Annotated in this window: 19 protein-coding genes and 1 pseudogene; 9 read left to right on the forward strand and 11 right to left on the reverse strand. The window is 73.9% G+C overall.

Features of this window, described 5'->3' with window-relative positions; all coding sequences use genetic code 11:
- The 5 genes and pseudogenes from ACFYOU_RS26065 to tsaD all read left to right on the forward strand — a co-directional run.
- Window positions 1–143, forward strand: a pseudogene (locus ACFYOU_RS26065) (IS5/IS1182 family transposase); the annotation flags it as partial.
- A 403-nt stretch (window positions 144–546) separates the two neighbouring features.
- A complete protein-coding gene (locus tag ACFYOU_RS26070; RefSeq protein WP_391308908.1) occupies window positions 547–1,344 on the forward strand; it encodes a hypothetical protein in 798 nt (265 codons plus the stop codon).
- Window positions 1,345–1,500: 156 nt separating this feature from the next.
- Window positions 1,501–2,508: a hypothetical protein gene (locus ACFYOU_RS26075; RefSeq protein WP_391308910.1), complete on the forward strand. Its 1,008-nt coding sequence runs from the start codon at window positions 1,501–1,503 to the stop codon at window positions 2,506–2,508.
- A gap of 114 nt (window positions 2,509–2,622) precedes the next feature.
- Window positions 2,623–3,240 carry a TOPRIM nucleotidyl transferase/hydrolase domain-containing protein gene (locus tag ACFYOU_RS26080; RefSeq protein WP_389765503.1) on the forward strand — a complete coding sequence of 206 codons (618 nt, stop codon included), beginning with the start codon at window positions 2,623–2,625 and terminating at the stop codon, window positions 3,238–3,240.
- 97 nt (window positions 3,241–3,337) lie between these two features.
- The gene (tsaD, locus tag ACFYOU_RS26085; protein WP_389765501.1) at window positions 3,338–4,408 is read left to right on the forward strand and encodes a tRNA (adenosine(37)-N6)-threonylcarbamoyltransferase complex transferase subunit TsaD; all 1,071 of its coding nucleotides are present in this window, start codon (window positions 3,338–3,340) and stop codon (window positions 4,406–4,408) included.
- A gap of 61 nt (window positions 4,409–4,469) precedes the next feature.
- On the opposite strand, the gene ACFYOU_RS26090 is transcribed toward tsaD, so the two are convergent.
- From ACFYOU_RS26090 to ACFYOU_RS26105, 4 genes are all read right to left on the reverse strand, one after another.
- Window positions 4,470–4,625 (reverse strand): hypothetical protein, encoded by a 156-nt coding sequence (locus ACFYOU_RS26090; protein ID WP_391308912.1) that lies wholly within the window; start codon window positions 4,623–4,625, stop codon window positions 4,470–4,472.
- 140 nt (window positions 4,626–4,765) lie between these two features.
- A complete protein-coding gene (locus tag ACFYOU_RS26095) occupies window positions 4,766–5,836 on the reverse strand; it encodes an NAD-dependent epimerase/dehydratase family protein (protein ID WP_391308914.1) in 1,071 nt (356 codons plus the stop codon).
- Between the two features lie 352 nt (window positions 5,837–6,188).
- On the reverse strand, window positions 6,189–7,478 hold the full coding sequence (locus tag ACFYOU_RS26100) for a serine hydrolase (RefSeq protein ID WP_391308916.1): 1,290 nt from the start codon (window positions 7,476–7,478) through the stop codon (window positions 6,189–6,191).
- A gap of 97 nt (window positions 7,479–7,575) precedes the next feature.
- Window positions 7,576–7,935, reverse strand: coding sequence for a hypothetical protein (locus ACFYOU_RS26105; protein ID WP_391308918.1), 360 nt, complete (start codon window positions 7,933–7,935; stop codon window positions 7,576–7,578).
- 283 nt (window positions 7,936–8,218) lie between these two features.
- Between ACFYOU_RS26105 and ACFYOU_RS26110 the strand changes: the two genes are divergently transcribed.
- Complete coding sequence (locus tag ACFYOU_RS26110) at window positions 8,219–8,689, forward strand: hemerythrin domain-containing protein (protein ID WP_391308920.1); 471 nt, start codon at window positions 8,219–8,221, stop codon at window positions 8,687–8,689.
- A gap of 32 nt (window positions 8,690–8,721) precedes the next feature.
- Here the strand turns inward: ACFYOU_RS26110 and ACFYOU_RS26115 are convergent, their stop codons facing one another.
- From ACFYOU_RS26115 to ACFYOU_RS26125, 3 genes are all read right to left on the reverse strand, one after another.
- Window positions 8,722–10,041: a carboxylesterase family protein gene (locus ACFYOU_RS26115; RefSeq protein WP_391308921.1), complete on the reverse strand. Its 1,320-nt coding sequence runs from the start codon at window positions 10,039–10,041 to the stop codon at window positions 8,722–8,724.
- Window positions 10,042–10,212: 171 nt separating this feature from the next.
- On the reverse strand, window positions 10,213–10,794 hold the full coding sequence (locus ACFYOU_RS26120; RefSeq protein ID WP_389765489.1) for a histidine phosphatase family protein: 582 nt from the start codon (window positions 10,792–10,794) through the stop codon (window positions 10,213–10,215).
- A 168-nt stretch (window positions 10,795–10,962) separates the two neighbouring features.
- Window positions 10,963–12,429 carry an aminotransferase class I/II-fold pyridoxal phosphate-dependent enzyme gene (locus ACFYOU_RS26125; protein WP_391308924.1) on the reverse strand — a complete coding sequence of 489 codons (1,467 nt, stop codon included), beginning with the start codon at window positions 12,427–12,429 and terminating at the stop codon, window positions 10,963–10,965.
- On the opposite strand from ACFYOU_RS26125, the gene ACFYOU_RS26130 reads away from it, so the two are divergent.
- Together ACFYOU_RS26130 and ACFYOU_RS26135 are read left to right on the forward strand one after the other, a co-directional pair.
- Window positions 12,428–13,456 (forward strand): EamA family transporter, encoded by a 1,029-nt coding sequence (locus ACFYOU_RS26130; protein WP_391308926.1) that lies wholly within the window; start codon window positions 12,428–12,430, stop codon window positions 13,454–13,456. The two genes, ACFYOU_RS26125 and ACFYOU_RS26130, sit on opposite strands and share 2 nt — an antisense overlap.
- A 193-nt stretch (window positions 13,457–13,649) precedes the next feature.
- The gene (locus tag ACFYOU_RS26135; RefSeq protein ID WP_389765483.1) at window positions 13,650–13,862 is read left to right on the forward strand and encodes a DUF1918 domain-containing protein; all 213 of its coding nucleotides are present in this window, start codon (window positions 13,650–13,652) and stop codon (window positions 13,860–13,862) included.
- On the opposite strand, the gene ACFYOU_RS26140 is transcribed toward ACFYOU_RS26135, so the two are convergent.
- On the reverse strand, window positions 13,853–15,112 hold the full coding sequence (locus ACFYOU_RS26140; RefSeq protein ID WP_391308928.1) for a family 10 glycosylhydrolase: 1,260 nt from the start codon (window positions 15,110–15,112) through the stop codon (window positions 13,853–13,855). The two genes, ACFYOU_RS26135 and ACFYOU_RS26140, sit on opposite strands and share 10 nt — an antisense overlap.
- Window positions 15,113–15,317: 205 nt before the next feature.
- On the opposite strand from ACFYOU_RS26140, the gene ACFYOU_RS26145 reads away from it, so the two are divergent.
- The gene (locus ACFYOU_RS26145) at window positions 15,318–16,178 is read left to right on the forward strand and encodes a 3-hydroxybutyryl-CoA dehydrogenase (protein ID WP_389765619.1); all 861 of its coding nucleotides are present in this window, start codon (window positions 15,318–15,320) and stop codon (window positions 16,176–16,178) included.
- A gap of 65 nt (window positions 16,179–16,243) precedes the next feature.
- Here ACFYOU_RS26145 and ACFYOU_RS26150 read toward each other — a convergent pair whose 3' ends face one another.
- From ACFYOU_RS26150 to pheS, 3 genes are all read right to left on the reverse strand, one after another.
- On the reverse strand, window positions 16,244–17,314 hold the full coding sequence (locus ACFYOU_RS26150) for a SpoIIE family protein phosphatase (RefSeq protein WP_391308930.1): 1,071 nt from the start codon (window positions 17,312–17,314) through the stop codon (window positions 16,244–16,246).
- 223 nt (window positions 17,315–17,537) lie between these two features.
- Complete coding sequence (gene pheT, locus ACFYOU_RS26155; protein ID WP_391308932.1) at window positions 17,538–20,066, reverse strand: phenylalanine--tRNA ligase subunit beta; 2,529 nt, start codon at window positions 20,064–20,066, stop codon at window positions 17,538–17,540.
- The gene (pheS, locus tag ACFYOU_RS26160; protein ID WP_391308934.1) at window positions 20,066–21,190 is read right to left on the reverse strand and encodes a phenylalanine--tRNA ligase subunit alpha; all 1,125 of its coding nucleotides are present in this window, start codon (window positions 21,188–21,190) and stop codon (window positions 20,066–20,068) included. Before pheS ends, pheT begins: the two co-directional genes overlap by 1 nt.
- Window positions 21,191–21,222: the final 32 nt, after the last annotated feature.

Genomic DNA, 21,222 nt, shown 5'->3' on the forward strand with positions numbered 1-21,222 from the left:
CCTACAAACAGCGGAACACCGTCGAACGGGCCATCAACAAGATCAAGCAATGGCGCGGCCTGGCCACCCGCTACGACAAGACCGCCACCATCTACTTCGCCGGACTCCACCTCGCCGCCATCCACATCTGGTCGGCGAGGTGATCCGAAAGAAACGGCCTAGGGCGGGCGGACGATCCATGATGCGGCCGAAGAATTTACTGCGACCAGCAACTAGCGCCTCCGTACGTCACGGTAGCGCCCAGGACTGACAACGGACGCCTCTTCCCAACCCCGAACGTCCGACGCCTACGGGATCGAGTTCACCAGGCGCTCGGCATCGCCGACGAGGAACCGGCTCACCCCATCCCTCACTCACAGTGAGCATTCAAGCTCATGATTCGCCAACTATGCTTCTCATGGTTTGCCAACAAAGGTTCTCCACGCGCTCCCCACCTGCGCGTCTCAGTTCATGATTCGCCAACTAAAGATCTCGGCCACACCAGTGTGACGGAGCGTTCGAGTCGGACCATCATCCCTGTCAGAGGTGCGTGCCACACTGCGGCGCATGTCCCTCGCCGACCTCACCCTCGCCCAGTGGCGGTCCCTCGAACCGCCCGCCGCACGTCGTCTCGCGCAGGAGGCGGCGGACCAGGTGGACGGCCGGGTGACCCTCGTCGAGACCGTGGAGCACCTGGGCGCCCCGCTGCACCGCGTGCGGATCGAGCGGCGGGCGCAGGAGTTCGCGCTGGTTCCGGGTGGTCCGCTGACCCTCGGTTTCGACCCGGACGCCTGGCGGCCGACGCCCGCGCAGGCCGCCGACTACGCGGAGAGCCTGGATCAGGGCTTCGGGCACGGCCCGGACCTCCGGGCCCATCTGGCGCAGGTGCTCAGCCCGCGCCGGAGCGTCGTCCTGGCGACGGTGCTCATGGCCGTGGAGGACGAGGAGCTGACCGAGCCGCCCGCCGACATGCCGGCTTCCCTGGCGGCCCGCGGCCTGCGGATGCCGAGTTCCGACGAGTGGGAGCACGCCTGTGGAGCCGGCGCGGACACCCTCTTCCGGTGGGGCGACGACTGCCCCCTCGACCGCATCCCGTACGGGGACCGCCCCGGTCCGCAGCAACAGCGGAACGCCTTCGGCCTGCGCATCGCCCACGACACCTACCGCATGGAGCTGACCAGCGACGTCACCGCCGTCCACGGCGGGGACGGCGGTGAGTCGGCGTGCGGGGGCTACGGCAACCTGCTGGCGTGGTTGCCGCTGGCCACCGCCCATCGCCACCCCTCCCTGGCGGCGTGGGTGTACGGACCGGACGGCGAGGACCTCCACGAGGACTGCACCACCCGGCCGGTGCTCACGCTCTGATCCCGTGGCGCCGCTCCCGAGGACCGAGCACCCGGCGCGGCGGAGTCGGGTGGCCCCGGAGGGCGACAGGGGCTCATCACCGCGGGGGAGGGCGAGGGCTCGACGTACCCCGGCGGGCCGATGCCGGGCGGCCGACGGCGGTGCGAGATTCGGGCCGTGACCTCATCGACAGCGGGATCGAACACGCCGTGGCACGCGCGAGGGCCGGCGCAGCCGCACCGGGCGGTCCGGGCGACCGTGCTGTGGGGGGTGGTCTACGCCGGCTTCGCCCTGGTCTGCGTAGGGAGCGGGACCCCGCTGTTCCTCGGCCCGGCCGCCTCGGAACCCTCCTGGCCGGGATGGGCGGGGGTCGCCCTGGGGGTGCTGACCGCACTGGCCGGCACCGCGGTGCTGCGGTACGGGCCGCGACCGGCGCTCCGCGGGGTGCTCCTGGCGCTGTGCGCACCGGCCGGGCTCGCCGCCTTCGGCCTGCTGATGGACGTGATCACCCTGCTGTTCGGTCAGGGCGTGGACGGTCGGGCGGCAGCGGCCAACCACGTGCTGGCCGCGGCCGGGGCGCTCCTGCTCGCGACCGCCGCCCGACCGGTGGACCGAGCGCGCGACGACGCCCGCGCGCCCGCGCCCTCGGCGGCGTCCGGGGCCGTCCACCTCGCCGCCTGGGCCGGCACGCTGGCCTTCCTCCCCTACGCGGGCATGAAGCTGGTCTGGGCGTCCGGGGGCACGTTCGCCGGGGTGTCCGGTGCGCGCATGCGGGCGGCCTCCCGGCGCAACGGCGCTTCGGACCTCTGGCTCGCCCTGGAGTCCCGGGGGCTGGACGCCACGGTGCTGCTGGCCGCAGTCGGCGTCTTCCTGCTCTGGGGGCTGGTCCGCCCCTGGGGGCAGGTCTTCCCGCGGTGGACGCCGGCCCTGCGCGGCCGTCGCGTCCCGCGCTGGCTGCCGCTGGCCCCGGCCCTGCTCGGGGCCGCCACGCTCGTTCCGTACGGCGTGTTCGGGACGGCCTACTCGGCCCTGGCCACGGCGGGCGTCGTGACGATGCGGCGGGGCGACTTCCCCTCCTCGGACGACGCCCTGCTGGTCGCCTGGATCGGTACGGGCGCGTTCGCCGTCTACGGGCTGGCGCTGACCGTCGCCGCCCGCTCGTACGGGATGCGGACCCGCCGCTGACCCGTACCGGCTGGGCGCGTCGGGTGACGGTGCCCGCCACGTCCACGCACCCGTCGGTGGCCCACCCGCGGAAATTCCCTCGCGCCGCGGCCAGCAGGGGTCGAGACTCGTCCCATGGCTGACACGGGGGCGTTCCGGGACGCGGTCACCGCATGGGCGGCGGGCGGCCCGGGCGAGCCGGCGCACGAGCTGGCCGCGCGCCTCACCGTCCGGACGGCCGTGCTGCTCGAAGGGCCGAGCGATGTCGCTGCGGTCAACGCGCTGGCCGGGCGCCGTGGACGGGACCTGGCGGCCGAAGGCGTCTGCGTGCTGTCGATCGGCGGCGCGATGAGCGTCGGACGCTACGCCCAACTGCTCGGCCCGCCCGGTCTGGGCCTGCGGCTGACGGGGCTGTGCGACGCGGCGGAGCAGCCCTACTACGCCCGCGGCTTCGCCCGCGCGGGTGCCCGGCCGCAGGGCTTCTTCGTCTGCGCGGCGGACCTGGAGGACGAGCTGATCCGGGTACTGGGCGTGGCCCGGGTGGAGGAGCTGGTCCGGGCGGAAGGCGATCTGCGGGCCCTGCGGACCTTCCTGCAACAGCCGGCGCAGCGGGACCGGAGCCCGCAACAACAGTTCAGGCGCTTCTTCGGAACGAAGAAGGGGCGCAAGATCCACTACGGCCGCGTCCTCGTCGAGGCCCTCGAACCCGACCGGGTCCCGGCCCCCCTCGACGACCTGCTCGCCGCCCTCTGACCGCCCCGACCCGACCACCCGACCCACTCGGTGCGCACCCCCACCCCCTATTGCACATATATTGCAAGTGCAGATAGAGGGCAAAAGGAGTGACGCCATGGGCGGACCGGTGGTCCTGGGGATCGAGTCGTCGTGCGACGAGACCGGCGCGGGGATCGTGCAGGACGGAAAGCTGCTGGCGCACGTGGTCGCGTCCAGCATGGACGAGCACGCACGGTTCGGCGGAGTGGTGCCGGAGATCGCGGCCCGTGCACACCTGCACTCCTTCACCCCGGTCGTCCGGCGCGCCCTCGACCGGGCGGGGCTGCGGCTGAGCCAGATCGACGCGGTCGCCGTCACCACCGGGCCCGGTCTCTCCGGAGCCCTCCAGGTGGGCCTGGCCGGCGCCAAGTCCCTGGCCTACGCGACCGGGGTGCCGTTGTACGGGGTGCACCACCTGGCCGGGCACGTCGCCGCCGACACGCTGGAGCACGGCCCGCTGCCCGACCCCTGCGTGGTGTTGATCGTCTCCGGCGGCCACACCTCCCTCCTCCTCGTACGGGACCTGGTGCGGGAGCCGATCCTGCACCTGGGCGACACCCGTGACGACGCGGCCGGCGAGTGCTTCGACAAGGTGGCCCGGATCCTCGGGCTGCCCTACCCCGGGGGACCGGCCATCGACCGGGCGGCCCGGGACGGCGATGCGACGGCGGTGGCCTTCCCCCGGCCGCTGACCCGGTCGGGGGACGACCCGTACGCCTTCTCCTTCTCCGGGCTGAAGACGGCCGCGGCCCGCTGGGTCGAGCAGCACCGCCTCCGCGGTGAGGAGCCGTCGGTCGCCGACGGTGCCGCCGCGCTCCAGGAGGCCGTCGCGGACGTGCTGACCCGCAAGGCGCTCGCGGCCTGCCGCGCCCACGGGGTGAAGACGCTGGTCGTGGTCGGCGGAGTGGCGGCCAACTCCCGGGTGCGCGCCCTGGCCGAGCAGCGCTGCGCCGCCGCCGGGATCGAGCTCCGCGTACCGCCGCTCACCCTGTGCACCGACAACGGCGCGATGATCGCCGCGGTCGGCGACCTGCTCGTGCGCGCCGGAGCCGAACCCGCACCGCTGGACGTGTCGATCGATCCGTCCGCCCCGCTCGACTTCGCCGCCCTGACCCCGCTTCCGACGGCCGGGGCGCGAGCCGCCTGAGGCCCCGGGAGGCCGTCGCCTTCGCTTCGGAGCCGTCCGTGCACGCCCGGGACGAGGGCGGCTACGGTCTGGACCCGGAGCGGATCGTGGCCCGCAGCGACGAGGACCGCGGCCACGTCCTGCGCCGCGCCGTGCGTTCGTGCGCCAACTGGGCCGCCACGACCCAGCGCTGCGCGAGCTCCTGCGGGGACGTCGTCAGCATGGTCCTGGACCGCACCCCTGCTCCTGGCGGACCCGCCCCGCGTCATCGCCGACGGCTGACGGGCCACGGGCCCGCGGGCACCCGACCACGACGGCCCGGGTGCCCACCGGGACCTGCCACGACGGCCCGGGTGCCCACGGCGGCCTGTCGGGGTGTCAGGCGGCCGCCCCGGAGGCGAGTTCCGGGGAGGACCGCTGGCGCCAGGCCCTGAGCACCTCGCCCTCCTGGGCCGTCGTCAGGGCGGTCGGGTACGTGCCCCGGTGTTCGAGTCCACCGCCGTACCCGGCGCTGTCGCGGGCGGTCCGGGCCAGCGGTCGCGGACGCAGCCCCGCCGCCAGGGAGGGGGTGACGTCCCGGCTCATGAACCCGGCGCACTCCGGCAGGGGCAGCCACATCGGCAGCGAACGCGGCCCGGCCCACGGCCGGACCCGCTGTTCGATCAGGAACTCCTGCGGTACGTAGGTCAGGGTGACCTCGTCGCCGGCCAGCCCGGTCAGGAAGGCGTGCCAGGTCATCGGCGGCCCGACGCCGTCGAACGTGCCGCTCAGCCCGCGTTCGCCGGCCTCGACGATCCAGGCGGCCAGGTCGCGCACGTCGACGAACTGGACGAGGTCGTCCGGAGCGCCGGGGACCAGGATCTCCCCGCCCCGGACCACGAAGAGTTCGCCGGCCAGGGAACGCAGCGAGGCCGTGGTGCTGGCCCGCGCGACCCAGTAGTCGAACCGGCCCAGCGGGTCGTCCGGTCCCACCACGAGTCCGGCCCGGCACACGAACACCCGGTCGGCGCCCAGGCCGTCCCGGGCGAGCTGCTCGCAGGCCACCTTGCAGGGACCGTAGACGGCGGGGTCCACACCGGGGTCGTCGTCCTCCGGTGGTGCGGCGGGCACCACGGGTGCGGTGTCCGCGCGCTGGCCGGGCGTCTCGTTGTCCGAGTACACCGAGCCGGTCGAAACGAAGGTGAAGTGGCCGACGCGGTCGGCGAGGGAGCGCATCGCGTGACGGACGTGGCTCGGGCGCCGGGAGACGTCCATCGCGGCGTCGAACTCCCCCTCCACGGCGTCCAGACCGTGGGGGTCGTCGCGGTCCACCCGGACGAACCGGGCACCGGCGACCGGGGCGCCGGACGAACCGCGTGCGAGACAGGTGACGTCATGGCCGGCGGCGAGTGCGTGCCGGGCGACCGAGCGGCCGAGGAAGGCAGTTCCACCCAAAATGAGATACCGCATCGTTTCATGATGTGCCGGCCCCCGACGACCGTCGAGACGACTGCGCGCAGTTGGCCGAAGTGCCCCTGCCCGCCCGGGCGGGGACCGATCTTCGCAGGCCCGGGCGGGGTCACGAGCCGTGCCACGGGGCCCGCCACACCGCGCCCACGCCTCTCGTTGGCGTCGGTGTCCATCAGGGGCGACCGTCGGTCCAGGGGCCGCGGGCCGCCTCGCCCGGAGCCCGCCGGCGGGGTGGATGGCCGATTCGCCCTCCCCGTGACGGGCGGCCCCGCGGTGCCCGCTGCACCGCGCGGAGCGGATGGGGCGGGGCGTCGCAGGGCGGCCCGGTGGGAAGGTGTGCGGCGGTGGGGTGCTACCGGGTGGACGCCGCGGAGTCCGCGGACGGGGAGGACGACTCGGACGGGGAGGAGGAGGGCGGATTCTGCACCGGAAGGTCGAAGACGTGCGCAGGGGTGACGATCCTGGTGATCGCCTGGCCGAACAGGGTGCTCGGTTCCTGTCCGTCGTGCAGGATGTCCGTGTTGAGCAGCACCACCAGGGTCGCCTTCGGTCCCGGCAGGTAGATCGTCAGGGACTCGTACCCGGGCAGTGAGCCGTTGTGGCCGATCCAGCCCTGGACGTTGAAGATGCCGAGTCCGTATCCGGCGCCCGGGATGCTGGTCGGAGCGGTCTTCAGTCGCTCCGCCTGGGTCTGTGGTGTCAGCAGGGTGCCGTTGGCCAGCACCGGGGCCCAGATCCGCAGATCGTGCAGGTTGGAGATCATCGCGCCGGCGGCCCAGCCCCACGAGGGGTCCCAGTCCGTGGCGTTCTCGACCTTGCCGGTGGCCGTCTGGTCGGTGTAACCCTGCGCGTGCGGGCTGGGGAAGGCGGCGTCCGTCGGGAAGACGGTGTTGCGCAGCCCCGCGGGGTCCAACACGTGTTGCTGGATGTACTCGTTCAGGGGCTTGCCGCCCATCTTCTCCACCACGAGCCCCACCAGGATGAGGTTGGTGTTGGAGTACTCGAACCGGCTGCCCGGCTCGAACTGGAGCGGGTGCTGGAACGAGTAGTTGAGCAGTTCCTGCGGAGTGAAGGGCCGCCGTGGATCGGAGGTCAGGGCCTTGAAGAAGTCCGGGTCCATGGAGTAGTTGAACAGGCCGCTGCGCATGCTGGCGAGGTCCCGCAGGGTGATCCGGTCGCCGTCCGGCACCCCGTCGACGTAGCGGTCGATCGTGTCGTCGATGCCCACCTTGCCCTGGTCGACGAGTTCGAGGAGGGCGGTCACGGTGAACGTCTTGGTCTCGCTGCCGATCCTCGTGTAGAGGTCGGGGTTCATCGCCTCGCCCGTCGACGTGTCGGCGACGCCGAACGACCGGACGTAGTCGCCCTTGCCCGACGCCCACAGTCCGACGGTCACGCCCGGGACGTTCGTCTCGTCCATGACCTTGCGGACGGCGGAGTCGATCCGGGCCGCGAGGGCGGCGTCGAGTTCGGGGAACGCCGTGCTGGTCACCGTGGGCGGTGGCGAAGGGGTGTCGGAGGCGACGTACGCCGGAGCCGCTGCCCCGGCGTAGGCACTGCCCGAGGACACCGGCGCGACCAGCAGGCCGGCCGCTGCCGCGGTGATGCACGCTCCTCGCCAGTGCCTGCGTGGGAACCTCATGGGGGCCTCCCTGCTGACCGGGGACAAAGGCTCTCCCAGGCTAGGCCCGCACGATCGGCCCCGCACGGCGGCGCTGCCGTCGCCGGAATCCGGCCGGTCAGGGCCGGGGACGGGAGCCGTTCCGGTAGTCCTCGACCTGTTGGAGACACCGCTCGGGGACCGCGTGGCTCTCCGCCGAGAGAAGTCCCGGAGTCGGTCGGCGCGTCGCCCGTTCCCGGTCGTGTGCGCGCAGCTCGGCGACCACCTCGGCGCAGGTCGCCTCCCTCGGGTGGGCGCACAGGCCGGCGGGGTCGGCCGCGCATCCCGTGGGGTCCTGGCTGGCGTACGGCTCGGGCGGACCGGTCCCGGGCGTGGTGCTGTTGAGGAACTCCGTGGCCCCCCAGCCCGCGGTGCTCAGTACCGCTGCCGCAACGGCGAAGGCCAGCGTCCGCCGCCTGCCGTTCGACCGCTCCCCCACCGTTTCCCCTTCCGCGGCGGGAGGGACGGAGCCCCGTCGCCCGCCCGCTCCCGTTGATCTGCTCATGTTACCTATGGGGCAAGGGAGTTGAAGTCGTGGCCGGAGCGACAGGAGCGGTGCGGCTGCACGGCTCGTCCTCCCGCACGCCAGGACAGCGGCGTCGAGCGACGGCGGGCACGGTAGTGTGAGGGCAGCGTCGCGTGCCGATGGCAGACCGTGTCAGGCATGGAGGCGCCGGATCGAAGGAGGTCGACGATGTACGCGTCGCATCCTTTCTCCTCGCGTGACTGAGCGCGAGACGACCAGGCTCGTCGCCTGGAGCCGAGAACTCCGCCAGGTGCACGAACGACTGCGGGAAGCGCTCGCCGTGACGCGCGCCTCCGTCGCCGACGGCACCGCCGGTGAGGCCGCCACCCGGGAACTGCTGCTGTACTGCCACGGCTTCTGCACGGCTCTCGACGGCCACCACCGGGGCGAGGACCGCACCCTGTTCCCCGCCATCGCCGCAGCGCACCCCGAGCTCCGGCCGGTGCTGCGCTCGCTCGAACAGGACCACTCGATGATCGCCCACCTGCTGGGCGGTCTGCGTGACGCCGTCGACCGGGCCGCACCGCCCGAGGAGCTCGACCAACACCTGGAAGGCATCGCCGCGATCATGGAGAACCACTTCCGCTACGAGGAGCGGCAACTGCTCTCCGTACTCGAAACCCTGGAGCTGGCAGCCGCACCCGAGGAGGTGCTGGGCCCGCTGTGACGCACCCCCTGCCCTGGACGCGGAACGGGCGTTCAGGGCAGGGGGTGCGCTCCGGCGCCCGGGGTGTGCCGGGGCCAGCCGGGCGCACCGCCGTGCACGAAGGCGGACCACCGGGACCGCATCCGGGTTCCGGCGGCGGCCAGGGCCGCGGCCGGGGCACCCGCCAGGACCGGCGCGTCCCGCCAGGCCGCGTCGTCCCCGAGGAGCAGCGGCAGTTCGGCGCAGTGGCAGGCGCCCAGCGGGTTGTCGGGGGCGAGCCGGCCGAAGACGTAGCGGTAGGTGTCCGCGCCGGACGAGGCCAACAGATCCGCGAACTGACGGTTCGGGCCGTCGAACGCCTTCTCCTGCGCCCGGTGTCGGGCGCGGTCGGCGAGCCCGTCGCCGATCACCGGGAGGGCGCGGACCCGGGTGAACAGCGGGTGCCGCAGGTGGAAGGCGCGCATCTCGTCGCGGTTGGTGCCGAGGAGGACGGCGAGGCCCTGGCCCGCGCGCCGCACCAGGGCGCGGTGCCAGGCGGGCGGGGCGGGCAGCGGTCCGGCGTCGGCCACCGGGCCGAAGGCGGGCGCGGTGTTCAGGCCGAACCGGCCGGCGAGTTGGATCACGGTGCGGGCCTGGGCGGTGAGGACCTGCTCCACGGACGCGGTCAGCGGGTCGGTGCCCAGGTGCTCCAGGAAGGTCCCGGCGGTCCGTTCGGCGGCGTGCGGCGGGATGAACGGCATGCCGAGGGGCGCGCTCTGGAGGACGGCCCGGTGGAAGAGTCGCGCGGCGTCCGGGACGCCGAGCAGCGCGGCGATGGAGTGGGCTCCGGCCGACTGGCCGGCGAGGGTGACCCGGTCGGGGTCGCCGCCGAAGGCCGCGACGTTCTCCTGGACCCAGCGCAGCGCGGCGAGTTGGTCCTGGAGTCCGAGGTTGCCGTCACTGGTTCCGGGCGCGTACAGGTATCCGAGGGCGCCGATCCGGTAGCTGACGGTGACGACCACGAGGTCGCCCTCGGCGCTGAGGCGCCGGCCGTCGTAGAAGTTCCACTCGCCGCTGCCTGTCAGGTACGCGCCGCCGGGCAACCAGACGAGCACGGGCCGCGATCCCTGCGGGTCGGGGGTGGTGATCGTGAGCCGCAGGCAGTCCTCGGACGGGGGCACGGGGGCCGGAGCGCCCATCACGGCGGCCAGCCGGGAGGGCGTCTGCGGGGCGCCGGGGCCGGACCGGGTCGCGTCGACCGTCGTCCCGGGCGGGGGTACGGGTTCCGGTGGGGCGAACCGGTCGGCGCGGGCGTACCGCAGGCCCCGGAAGGTCCAGCCCTCGCCCTGCCGCTCGCCCCGCCACGTCCCGGCGGGAGCCGTCACCACCGTCACGAGGACCGCCCCTCCCCTCGCACGTCACCTTGCGATGCCGGGACCGTACGCCGTTCGGAAGACGCGTCGCAAGTTCGTTCGTGATGATCGGGGCGGGACCGCTCGCCCACGCCGACCCGTCGGTGCCGGCACCGGACCCCGAGGTCGGGGTCGCGCGAGGGGAGTTGAGGACTACGGTGCGGTGCCGTCGCCGAGCCGTAGGCTCCACCGACCGGCGCCGCCCGCCAGGGTCACCGCCGAGAGGGGGCGTGCGTCGATGCTCCAGTAGGTGCTGGGGTGCGCCTGGAGCGCGTAGACCAGGGCAGCGCGCACGACGGCGGGTTCGGCGACGGCGACGATGCACACTCCGGCATCGGCGGGTCGGGTGTCGAGCCAGTGCCCGATGCGGGTGATGAAGGTCAGCAAGGACTCACCGCCGTGCGGCGCGGAGCGCGGATCGCGCAGCCACGCGTCGAACGCCCCGGGTTCCCGCCCGGCCACCTCGGCCAGGGTGCACCCGCGCCACCGGCCCATGTCGCAGTCGCTGAGGGCGGGTTGGACGAGCGGGGCGAACCCGAGCGCGGTACCGGTGGAACGGCTGCGCGGAGTCGGTGAGCAGTAGCGCAGTTCGGCGGCCCCGAACGCGACGAGCGCAGGGGCGGCGAGCCGTACGTCCTGCCAGCCGGCCTCGTCGAGCGGCCGGTCCTCGTCGAAGCGTTCCGCGAGCAGCGGGGAGCTGCGGGCAGTGGCGATGAGCGTGACCCGAACCTGCATGCGGTGATCGTGGAGTCCCGCAAGGCCAAGGTCAAGACTTCACGGAAGGTAATCTTCCGCACCCTTCGGCGCCCGCAGCTTCCCGCCGACCGCCCGAAGCACCCACCCGCCACCCGGCGGGCATCCACGGCCACCGCCGCCCGCCCGTGGAGTCCGCCGGGGCGCCGCTCAGCCGTGCGGGGCGCCGTCGCGCTCCACGTCCTCCCGCGCGGCGCCCAACCGACGGGCGCCCTCGGCGATCTCGTCGGGGCCGGCGACCCCGGCGTAGCTCAGTCGCAGGTGCGGCGCCGGGGGCTCGGCGCAGAAGTAGGGACGGCCGGGCGCCACGGCCACCCCGCGGCGCAGCGCCGCAGCGGTGAGGGCGGCCTCGTCGGTGCCGTCGGGCAGCCGCAGCCACATCTGGTACCCGCCGAGCGCCACCCGGGGCGGGTGGGCGTCCCCCGTCACCGCCGGCGAGCCCGCCAGGGCCAACCGCATCCGTTCCCGCCGCACCCGCAACGCCTCGGCGACGGCCTTCAGATGGCGGGGCCAGGCCGGCGATCCGACGAGTTCCAGCGCGGCTTCCTGGAGGGGGCGCGGGACGAAGAAGGTGTCGACGACCTGGATGGCCCGCAGTCGTTCCAGTACGGGTCCCCGGGCGGCGAGCGCCCCGATCCGGAAGCTGGGCGAGGTGGACTTGGTGAGCGAGTCCACGTGGACGACCACGCCGTCGGCGTCGTCGGCGGCGAGCGGCCGGGGCAGCGGGCCGTGGTCCTGGTGGGCGAGACGACGCACGAAGTCGTCCTCGATCACGAAGGCGCCCGCCCGGCGTGCGATGCGCAGCACTTCGGGTCGACGGGCGGCCGACAGCACGGCCCCGGTCGGGTTCTGGAACAGCGGTTGGCAGACGAACACCCGGGCCCCGGTGGCCCGGAACGCGTCGGCGAGCAGTTCGGGCCGCACCCCGTCCGCGTCGAGGGGGACGGGGACCGGGCGCAGCCCGGCGGCGCGGGCGATGGCCAGCATCCCGGGGTAGGTGGGCGACTCCACGAGGACGGGGGCGCCGGGCGGGGCCAGGGCGCGCAGGGCGGTGGTGAGCGCGGACTGTCCGCCGGAGGTGACGAGGACCTCGGCCGCGGTCGTCGCGCCGCCGATCTCCCGGGCGAACCAGTCGCGCAGCTCCGGCAGCCCGTCCACGGGCGGACGGGTCCACGCCCCGGGGCGGCGTCCGGCGCGGGCCAGCGCCCCGGCCATGGCGCGTTCCGGCTGGAGGGAGGGGTGCAGATAGCCGCCGTTGAACTCGATGACCCCGGCCGGCGGCGCGGCGAGCGTGACCAGGACCCCGGAGGCGTCCACCGAGCGGGGCACCGGGTCGGCGGTGGCGTCGGCGCTGAGCGCGACCTCCTGCCAGGAGGTGTCCCCGGCGGGGGCGACCGGGGCGGCCGGGCCGCCGGCGCGGAAGGCACCGGCGCCGGGGCGGGTGACCACCCACCCTTCCGTCGCGAGTCGAGCGAGGGCCCGCGAGACGGTGACGGGGCTGACCCGGTAACGCTCGACCATCGCACGACTCGACGGCAACTTCTCATCGAACGAGTAGCGCTTCACTTCGGCCCGCAGGAGATTGACCAGCTCATCGACACTGCTACGCTCGTTCATGAGAGCTAACGATAGCGCTACCGTCGATGAGTCGATAGCGGTCGCCCGGCGCCCCGCGGCCCCTGCCCCCGGGTCGCCCCCTCCATCGGCCCCCGCGCCGGCCTCCGCGGCGGGACGCCCGGGCCCGTCCGTACGGCCGGATCGAACGCGGGACGACGGCGCGGGGTCGCCGCGGCGCGGGGGCACCGTGCTGGCTGCCCTCGGGGTCCTCGCCTTCTCCCTCACCTTCCCCGCCACCGCCTGGGGGCTGGAGGGCTTCGGCCCCTGGTCCCTGGTGACGGTCCGCAGCGCGCTGGCCGCCCTGATCGCGGGCGGCTGCCTGCTCGCGCTACGGGTCCCGGTACCGGACCGGCGGTACTGGCCGGGCCTGGCGGTCGTCGCGGCGGGCACGGTGCTCGGCTTCCCCCTGCTCACCACCCTCGCGCTCCGGACCTCCAGTACCGCGCACGCCGCCGTCGTCGTCGGACTGCTCCCGCTGACCACGGCGGTCTTCGCGACGGTGCGCACGGGCAGCCGCCCCTCCCCCGCGTTCTGGGGCGCCGCCGGTGCCGGTGCCGCCGCGGTGCTCGCGTTCACCGTCGCCCGCAGCGGCGGCGCCCTCAGCACCGCCGAGCCGTACCTCTTCGGTGCCCTGCTGGTCTGCGCCGCCGGCTACACCGAGGGCGGCCGGTTGGCCCGGGTCCTCCCGGGGTGGCAGGTCATCGCCTGGGCCCTGGTGATGTGTCTGCCGCTGGTCGTGCCGGGCGCCCTGATCGCCCTGGCACACGAGCCGGTGGAGCTGACCGGGCGGGGTGTGGCCGGACTGCTGTGGGTGGCGGTCGGCTCCCAGTTCCTGGGGCTGGTGGTCTGGTACCGGGGCATGGCGGCGATCGGCGTTCCGCGCGCCAGTCAGCTCCAGCTCGCCCAGCCGCTGCTGACCCTGGGCTGGTCGGTGCTGCTGCTCGGCGAGCCCCTCGGCTGGACGGCACCGCTCACCGCGGTCGCGGTCCTGGTGTGCATCGCGGTCACCCAACGCGCCCGGACCTGAGCGGCGGACCCGGACCTGAGCGGCGGACCCGGGGCGGCGGCCCGGATGCCGGTACCCGTGGCCGCGGCCGGTCGTAGACTGACGAACACGGCACGGATCGTCGGCCCCGGCGCCCGTCCGGGCCGCCCGACCGGGCGGTGCACGGGCCCCACCGGGTACGACGCTCCCCGGGCGGTACGAGGAGGGCACCGTGATGCGGGCAACCAAGGGCGACCACCTGGTGGTGCACGGCAGGACCGTGGGCCAGCACGACAGGGTCGCGGAGATCGTCGAGGTGATGGGCGACGCGGGCGGCCCGCCGTACCGCGTCCGCTACGGGAACGGGCACGAGTCGGTCAAGTCCCCCGGGCCGGACTGCGTGGTCCGGCACGAGACGCGCCGGCGGACGGACGACGGCTACCGCTGAGCCGGTCGGCGCCCGCCCCGCACCCGGGTCCGGTAGTGGTCCGCGACCACCCGGGCCAGGGCACCGGACGGGTCGTCGCGCACCTCACGGCCCGAGAAGAAGACGTGTCCGTCGACGCGCGGGTGCTCCCGGGCGAGCGTCAGGTGGCGGGAGAGTTCGGCGGGGTCCTGCCAGGCGGCGGGCTGCTTCGGATCGCCCGCCTTGTACAGGGCCTCGCCGATGTAGAGGTCCACGTCCGTGCCCTCGGCGACCCGCGCCCACCAGCCGATCAGCTCGGCGTAGTCGGCGGGCTCGAAGCCGATGTTCCAGTACAGCTGCGGGCACAGGTAGTCGATCCAGCCCTTGCGCACCCAGGTGCGGGTGTCCGCGTACAGGTCGTCGTAGGTCTGCACCCCGGCCCGGGTGTCCGAGCCGCGCGGGTCGGTCGCGGCGTTGCGCCACACCCCGAAGGGGCTGACCCCCAGCCGGGTGCCCGGCCGCACCTCCCGCAGCCGCTCCGCGGTCTCCCGGACCAGCAGGTCGACGTTGTGCCTGCGCCAGTCGGCCCGGGAGTCGAAGCCGTCGCCGTGCTCCGCGAACGCGGCGTCGTCGTCGAACTCCTGGCCCGCGACCGGGTACGGGTAGAAGTAGTCGTCCCAGTGCATCGCGTCGATCGGGTAGCGGCGAGCGGCGTCGAGCATCGCCTCCCGGACGAAGGCCCGCACCTCGGGCAGGCCCGGGTCGTAGTAGAGCTTGCCGCCGTACGGCACCACCCAGTCGGGGTGCCGGCGCGCGGGATGCCCGGCGGCGAGCCGGGTCGGGTCGGTGTGGAAGGCCACGCGGTACGGGTTGAACCAGGCGTGCAGCTCCAGCCCCCGGCGGTGGGCCTCCTCGACCGCGGTGCCCAGGGGGTCCCAGCCGGGATCGCGCCCCTGGGTCCCGGTGAGGTACTGCGACCACGGCTCGTGCGGTGACGGCCACAGGGCGTCGGCGGTGGGGCGGACCTGGAGGATCACGGCCGTGAGCCGCCGCTCCACGGCGACGTCCAGGAAGTCGATCAGCTCGGCGCGCTGCTCCCGCGCCGTGAGCCCCGCCGCGGAGGGCCAGTCCCGGTTGGTGACGCTGGCGAGCCACATGCCCCGGGTCTCGGGGGCGTCCCGGGGCACGGGCGCGGGCACCTCGGGGCCCGCCGCCGCGTCGCCAGCCACCGCGAGCCCGGTCAGCGCCGTCATCGTGCCGACCGTGAACGCCCTACGGCTCACGAACCCCATGCATCCGCCCTTCCGTGGGCTGCCCACGCGCGCGGCGACCTTCGCCCGGCGACCGGTGCCGTCCGCGGCCCCGTCCGACCAGCATGCCCGACCCGACACCCCGGTCCGGGGAGGATCCGGAGTACCGTGCGGGGGAAGGCAGGCGCCTGGGCCATACGGGTCCTGTCTGGACGAAGTTCACGAAAGGGATGAAGTGACGGACACGCTGACCGACATCACCCGCGTCGGAGTGGTGGGCTGCGGCCAGATGGGCGCGGGCATCGCCGAGGTCTTCGCCCGCGCCGGCCTGGACGTCAAGGTCGCCGAGACGACCGGCGAAGCCCTGGAGCTCGGTCGCACCCGGCTCCACGGCTCCCTGGCCAAGGCCGTCGAACGCGGGAAGATCAGCGAGGCGGAGCGCACCGCCACCGAGGCCCGGCTGACCTTCACCACGGACCTCGGCGCCTTCGCCGACCGCGATCTGGTGATCGAGGCCGTCGTCGAGAACGAGCAGGTCAAGACCGAGATCTTCCAGGTGCTGGACCAGGTGGTGACCCGCCCGGACGCGATCCTCGCCTCCAACACCTCCTCGATCCCGCTGGTGCGGCTCGCGGTCGCCACCTCGCGCCCCGACCAGGTCATCGGCATCCACTTCTTCAACCCGGCGCCCGTGCAGGCGCTCGTCGAGCTGATCCCGGCGCTCACCACCTCCGAGGCCACCATCAGCCGCGCCCAACTGATGGTCGAGAAGGCGCTGGGCAAGCACGCCATCCGGGCGCAGGACCGCTCCGGCTTCGTGGTGAACGCGCTCCTGATCCCGTACCTGCTGTCCGCGATCCGGATGTTCGAGTCGGGCATCGCCAGCCGTGAGGACATCGACAACGGCATGGAGCTGGGCTGCGCCCATCCGATGGGGCCGCTCAAGCTCGCGGACCTGATCGGCCTGGACACGGTGGCCTCGGTCGCCGACTCGATGTACGCGGAGTACAAGGAACCGCTCTACGCCGCTCCGCCGTTGCTCCAGCGGATGGTGGACGCGGGGCGACTGGGCCGCAAGTCCGGCTTCGGGTTCTACCCCTACGGCTGACGCGCCGCCGCCTCCCGCCGGGCGCGTCGTCGGCGGGAGGACGTGCACACCGCCGACGGGTGCGGTCAGGTGACCCGGTGGGCGGGCCGGGGCGACGGCGGGCCCGACCGGGTGCCCGCACCCACCCGGTCGTTGCGCAGGACCAGCAGCGCCACGTCATCGGCGGGCGCCCCGGAGACGTGCCGCGCCAACTGCCCGAAGACGGCGCGGACCACCCCGTCCGGGGAGAGCGGGACGCTACGGATGGCGTCCAGCAGCGCCACCTCCAGCGGGAAGAAACGACCGCGCCGGTCCCGGGCGTCCGCCGCCCCGTCGGTGTGCAGGAACAGCGCCTCGCCGGACAACAGCCGCCCGCAGCGCACCAACGGCAGTTCGGCGGGCAGCGGGAAGAGCCCCAGCGGCGGCAGCGGATCGACCTCGGTGACGGGGAACGCCCGCCCCCGGGCCCCCCGCGCACCGGCGAGGGCACGCAGCCGGTAGGGCCAGGGATGGCCGCAGTTGACGGCGACGACCTCGCCGGCCGGGTCGATCTCCACGACCAGCAGGCTGACGAACTCCTCGGCGACCGGGCCGTCCGGCGCGGGGTCGAGCCGGGCGCGGTCGTCCAGATGACGGGCGAGGGCGCGGTCCAGCCGACGGACGACCCCGGCGAGTTCGGGCTCGTCGTGCCCCGCCTCGCGGAAGCTCCCGAGGACCGCGGCGACCGTCGACAGGGCGGCGAGGCCGTGTCCCCGTACGTCGCCCATGACGATCCGCACCCCGTGCTCGGTGGCGAGGACGTCGTACAGGTCGCCGCCGACGCACGCGTCGCGCTCCACCGAGAGCCGTCCACCGGCGAGGGCGAGGCCGTCGATCCGTGCCGGGAGGGGGCGCAGCAGGGCGTTCTGCGCGGCACGGGCGACCCGCAGGGCCTGTTGGACCTCCCGCTGCACCACGCTGCGGACGTGGACGACGAACCCGGTGCCCACCGCGAAGAACACCGCGCCGTTGACGAGCCGGGCCTCGATGCCCGCCTCCCGGGCCAGGGGGCAGACGAGCTTGTAGGTGACGGCGATCGCCCCCCAGAGGGTCGGCAGCCCGAGCACCCGTGCGGAGGAACGGACCCAGGGCGGAACCCCCGCGCTGCTACGGATCATGCCGACGGCCCCCCTCGTAGGCCCTGCATTCGGGTCGAAACCCTTACGGCCGGATCGATTCTGGCGACCCGGTCGGCCGTTCGGGCCACTTCGCCCGGCTGTGCCACCCGAACGAGTGAGCAAGAGTGCGGACATGCAGAAGGGGCGCGTCCGAGTCGTCGGACGCGCCCCCTGAGAGACACCTACCGGAGGAGGGCCCGCGCCGTGCGGGACCTCCCTCGGGTCAGACTCCGCGCAGCACCGCGCCCGCTCCGTCGGCCGCCCGGGCGACGGCCGCGTCACGGGCCGCCGACGCCTCCTCGGCGGTCAGCGTGCGGTCGGGCGCCCGGAAGCGCAGCGCGTACGCGAGCGACTTCTTGCCCTCCCCGACCTGGTCGCCGGTGTAGACGTCGAACAGGCGGACGGACTCCAGCAGCGGACCCGCGCCGAGCCGGAGCTGGTGCTCCACGAAGGCGGCGGGAACCGCGGCGTCCACCACGAGCGCCACGTCCTGGGTCGCCACCGGGAAGGTGGAGATCCGGGGCGCCTGCGGCAACCCCTCGCCCGCGCGCTGGAGGAGGTCGAGGTTCAGTTCCATCGCACTGGTCCGGGCGGGCAGCCCGAACGCCTTGACCACCCGCGGGTGCAGTTCGCCCGCGTACCCGACGGGCGTCTTCACCCCGTCGACGGCCACGAACAGCGCCGCGCAACGCCCCGGGTGCCAGGGACCGTACTGGCCCTGCTCGACGGCGAGTTCGGTACCGGCCTCGCGGGCCACCGTGCGTGCCGCCTCGACCGCGTCGGCCCACCCGGCGGGGCGGCCGGCGCCCCACCAGCCGGCCTGCTCGCGGGCGCCCGCGAGGACCACGGCGAGGTGCCGGGGCTGGACGGGCAGCGCGGCGGTGAGCGCCACGACCTCCTCGTCCGTGGGGCGGCGGTCGACGGGCAGCCGGCCCGCGATCCGCTGCTCCTGACGGGGGTGGAACACCAACCCGGTCTCGAAGAGCGCGAGGTCGTGGCTGCCGCGCCCGTCGTTGCGCCGCAGCGCGTTCAGGAGGCCCGGCAGCAACGTGGTGCGCAGCGCGGGTTCCTCGTCGCTCAGCGGGTTGACGAGGCGGACCGTCCGGCGGTTCGGGTCGTCGGCGGCCAGAGCGAGCTGGTCGAGGGCCTGCTCACCGAAGAACGGGTAGTTCAGCGCCTCGACGTAGCCGGCCCCGGCGAGCGCCCGGCCGACCCGGCTGTGCAGCCGCTGCCGGTCGGTGGGCCCGCGGCCCGCGGGGGGCCGGGGCAGCGTAGAGGGCAGGTTCTCGTAGCCCTCCAGCCGGATGACCTCCTCGGCGAGGTCGTTCGGGTCGGTGAGGTCGGGCCGCCAGGTGGGCACGGTGACGGTCAGCTCGTCCTGCCCGTACACGTCGCAACCGACCTGCTGGAGGCGGCGGACGACCGTTTCCCGACCGTAGGTGACGCCCGCGACCTTGTCCGGGTGGTCGGCGGGGATGCGGATGGTGTGCGGGGCGTCCGGGCCGATGAACTCGGTGACGCCCGCGTCGGCGGTGCCGCCGGCGAGCAGGATCAGCAGGTCGACGGTGCGCTGTGCGGCGGCGGAGGCGGCGAGCGGGTCGACACCGCGCTCGAAGCGCTTGGACGCCTCGGAGGCCAGCTTGTGACGGCGGGCGGCCCGCGCGATGGTCACGGCGTCGAAGTGCGCGGCCTCGACCACGACCTCGCTGGTGCCGGTGACCGCGCCGGTCTGCGGGTCGACGACCGCGTCCGCGATCTCCGTGTGGGCGCCGCCCATGACGCCCGCGAGGCCGATGGGCCCGCGGTCGTCGGTGATCACCAGGTCCTCGGCGTCGAGGGTCCGCCGGACGCCGTCCAGGGTGGTCAGCTGCTCGCCGGCCTCGGCGCGACGCACCGCGATGGGTCCGTGGACGCGGCTGCGGTCGTAGGCGTGCAGCGGCTGGCCCAGCTCCAACATCACGTAGTTGGTGATGTCGACGGCCAGGGAGATCGGACGCATCCCGGCCTTCTGGAGGCGGCGGCGCAGCCAGATCGGGGACCGGGCCTCGGGGTCGAGCCCGGTGACCGTGCGCGCGGTGAACCGGTCGCAGGCGCGCGGGTCGGCGACCTGGACGGGGTAGCCGTAGGCGTTGGGGCCGGGCACGTCGAGCAGGGCCGGGTCGCGCAGCGGCAGCCCGTACGCGGTGGCGGCCTCCCGGGCGACGCCGCGCATCGACAGGCAGTAGCCCCGGTCGGGGGTGACGGCGATGTCGAGGACCTCGTCGACGAGTTCCAGGAGTTCGATCGCGTCGGTGCCGACCTCGTGCTCGGGCGGCAGGACGATGATGCCCTTGGTGCCGTCGTCGCCCATGCCCAGCTCGTCGGCGGAGCAGATCATTCCGCGCGAGACCCTGCCGTACGTCTTGCGCTCGGCGATCGCGAAGCCGCCGGGCAGTTCGGCACCGGGCAGCACGACGACGACCTTGTCGCCGACCGCGAAGTTGCGGGCGCCGCAGACGATCTCCTGCGGCTCACCGGTGCCGTTGGCGGTGCCGACGTCGACGGTGCAGAAGCGGATGGGCTTCTTGAACCCCTCCAGCTCCTCGATGGTGAGGACCCGACCGACGACGAGGGGGCCCTTGAGGCCGGCGCCGAGCTGTTCGACCGTCTCGACCTCCAGGCCGGCGGCGACGAGCCGGGCCTGTACGTCACGGCCGGTCTCGGTGGCGGGGAGGTCGACGTACTCCCGCAGCCAGGAAAGCGGGACCCGCATCAGATCTCCATCCCGAACGGCCGGGTGAAGCGGACGTCACCCTCGACCATGTCTCGCATGTCTTCGACGTTGTGGCGGAACATCAGCATCCGTTCGATGCCGAACCCGAAGGCGAACCCGCTGTACTTCTCCGGGTCGACGCCACAGGCGACGAGCACCCGCGGGTTGACCATGCCGCAGCCGCCGAGCTCGATCCACCCCTCGCTGCCGCAGGTGCGGCAGGGGCGGTCCGGGTTGCCGATGGACTCGCCGCGACACACGTAGCAGAGCATGTCCATCTCGGCGGACGGCTCGGTGAACGGGAAGTAGTTGGGCCGCAGTCGGGTCTTCATCCCGGCTCCGAAGAGCGCCTGGACCATGTGGTCGAGGGTGCCCTTCAGGTCGGCCATGGTGAGGCCCTCGTCGACGGCGAGCAGCTCGATCTGGTGGAAGACCGGCGTGTGCGTCGCGTCGAGCTCGTCGGTGCGGTAGACCCGGCCCGGGCAGACCACGTAGACGGGGAGTTCACGGCCGAGCAGCGCGCGGGCCTGCACCGGGGAGGTGTGGGTGCGCAGCACCACGCCCGAGTCGGCGTCCTGGCCCTGCGGGCCGGCGACGAAGAACGTGTCCTGCATCTGCCGGGCGGGGTGGTCGGGGGTGAAGTTCAGGGCGTCGAAGTTGAACCACTCGGCCTCGACCTCGGGGCCCTCGGCGATCTCGTAGCCCATGTCGACGAAGACGTCGGCGACCCGCTCCATCAGGGTGGTCAGCGGGTGACGGGCACCGGCCGGTACGCGGTCGTACGGCAGGGTGACGTCAACGGCTTCCTCGACGAGGACCCGGGCGTCCCGCTCGGCCTCCAGTTCGGTCTGGCGGGCGGCGAACGCCTTGTTCACCGCGCCCCGGGCCTGGCCGACGCGCTTGCCCGCCTCGGCCTTGGCCTGCGGGGGCAGGGCGCCGATCTCCCGGTTGGCGAGCGCCAGCGGGGAGGTGCCGCCCGTGTGGGCGATCTTCGCCTCCTGGAGCTGTGCGAGGTCGCCGGCGGCGGCGAAGGCGGCGAGCGCCTCGTCCCGCATGCGCTCGATCTCTTCCGGTTTCAGTGCCTCGACCTCGACAGGGTCGTACGACTTGTTCGGTGCCGACATCTCTTCCCGTGCTTCCGATTGGCTGGCGGATG

It is taken from the genome of Streptomyces sp. NPDC005955, from assembly GCF_042871255.1.
GTDB lineage: Bacteria > Actinomycetota > Actinomycetes > Streptomycetales > Streptomycetaceae > Streptomyces.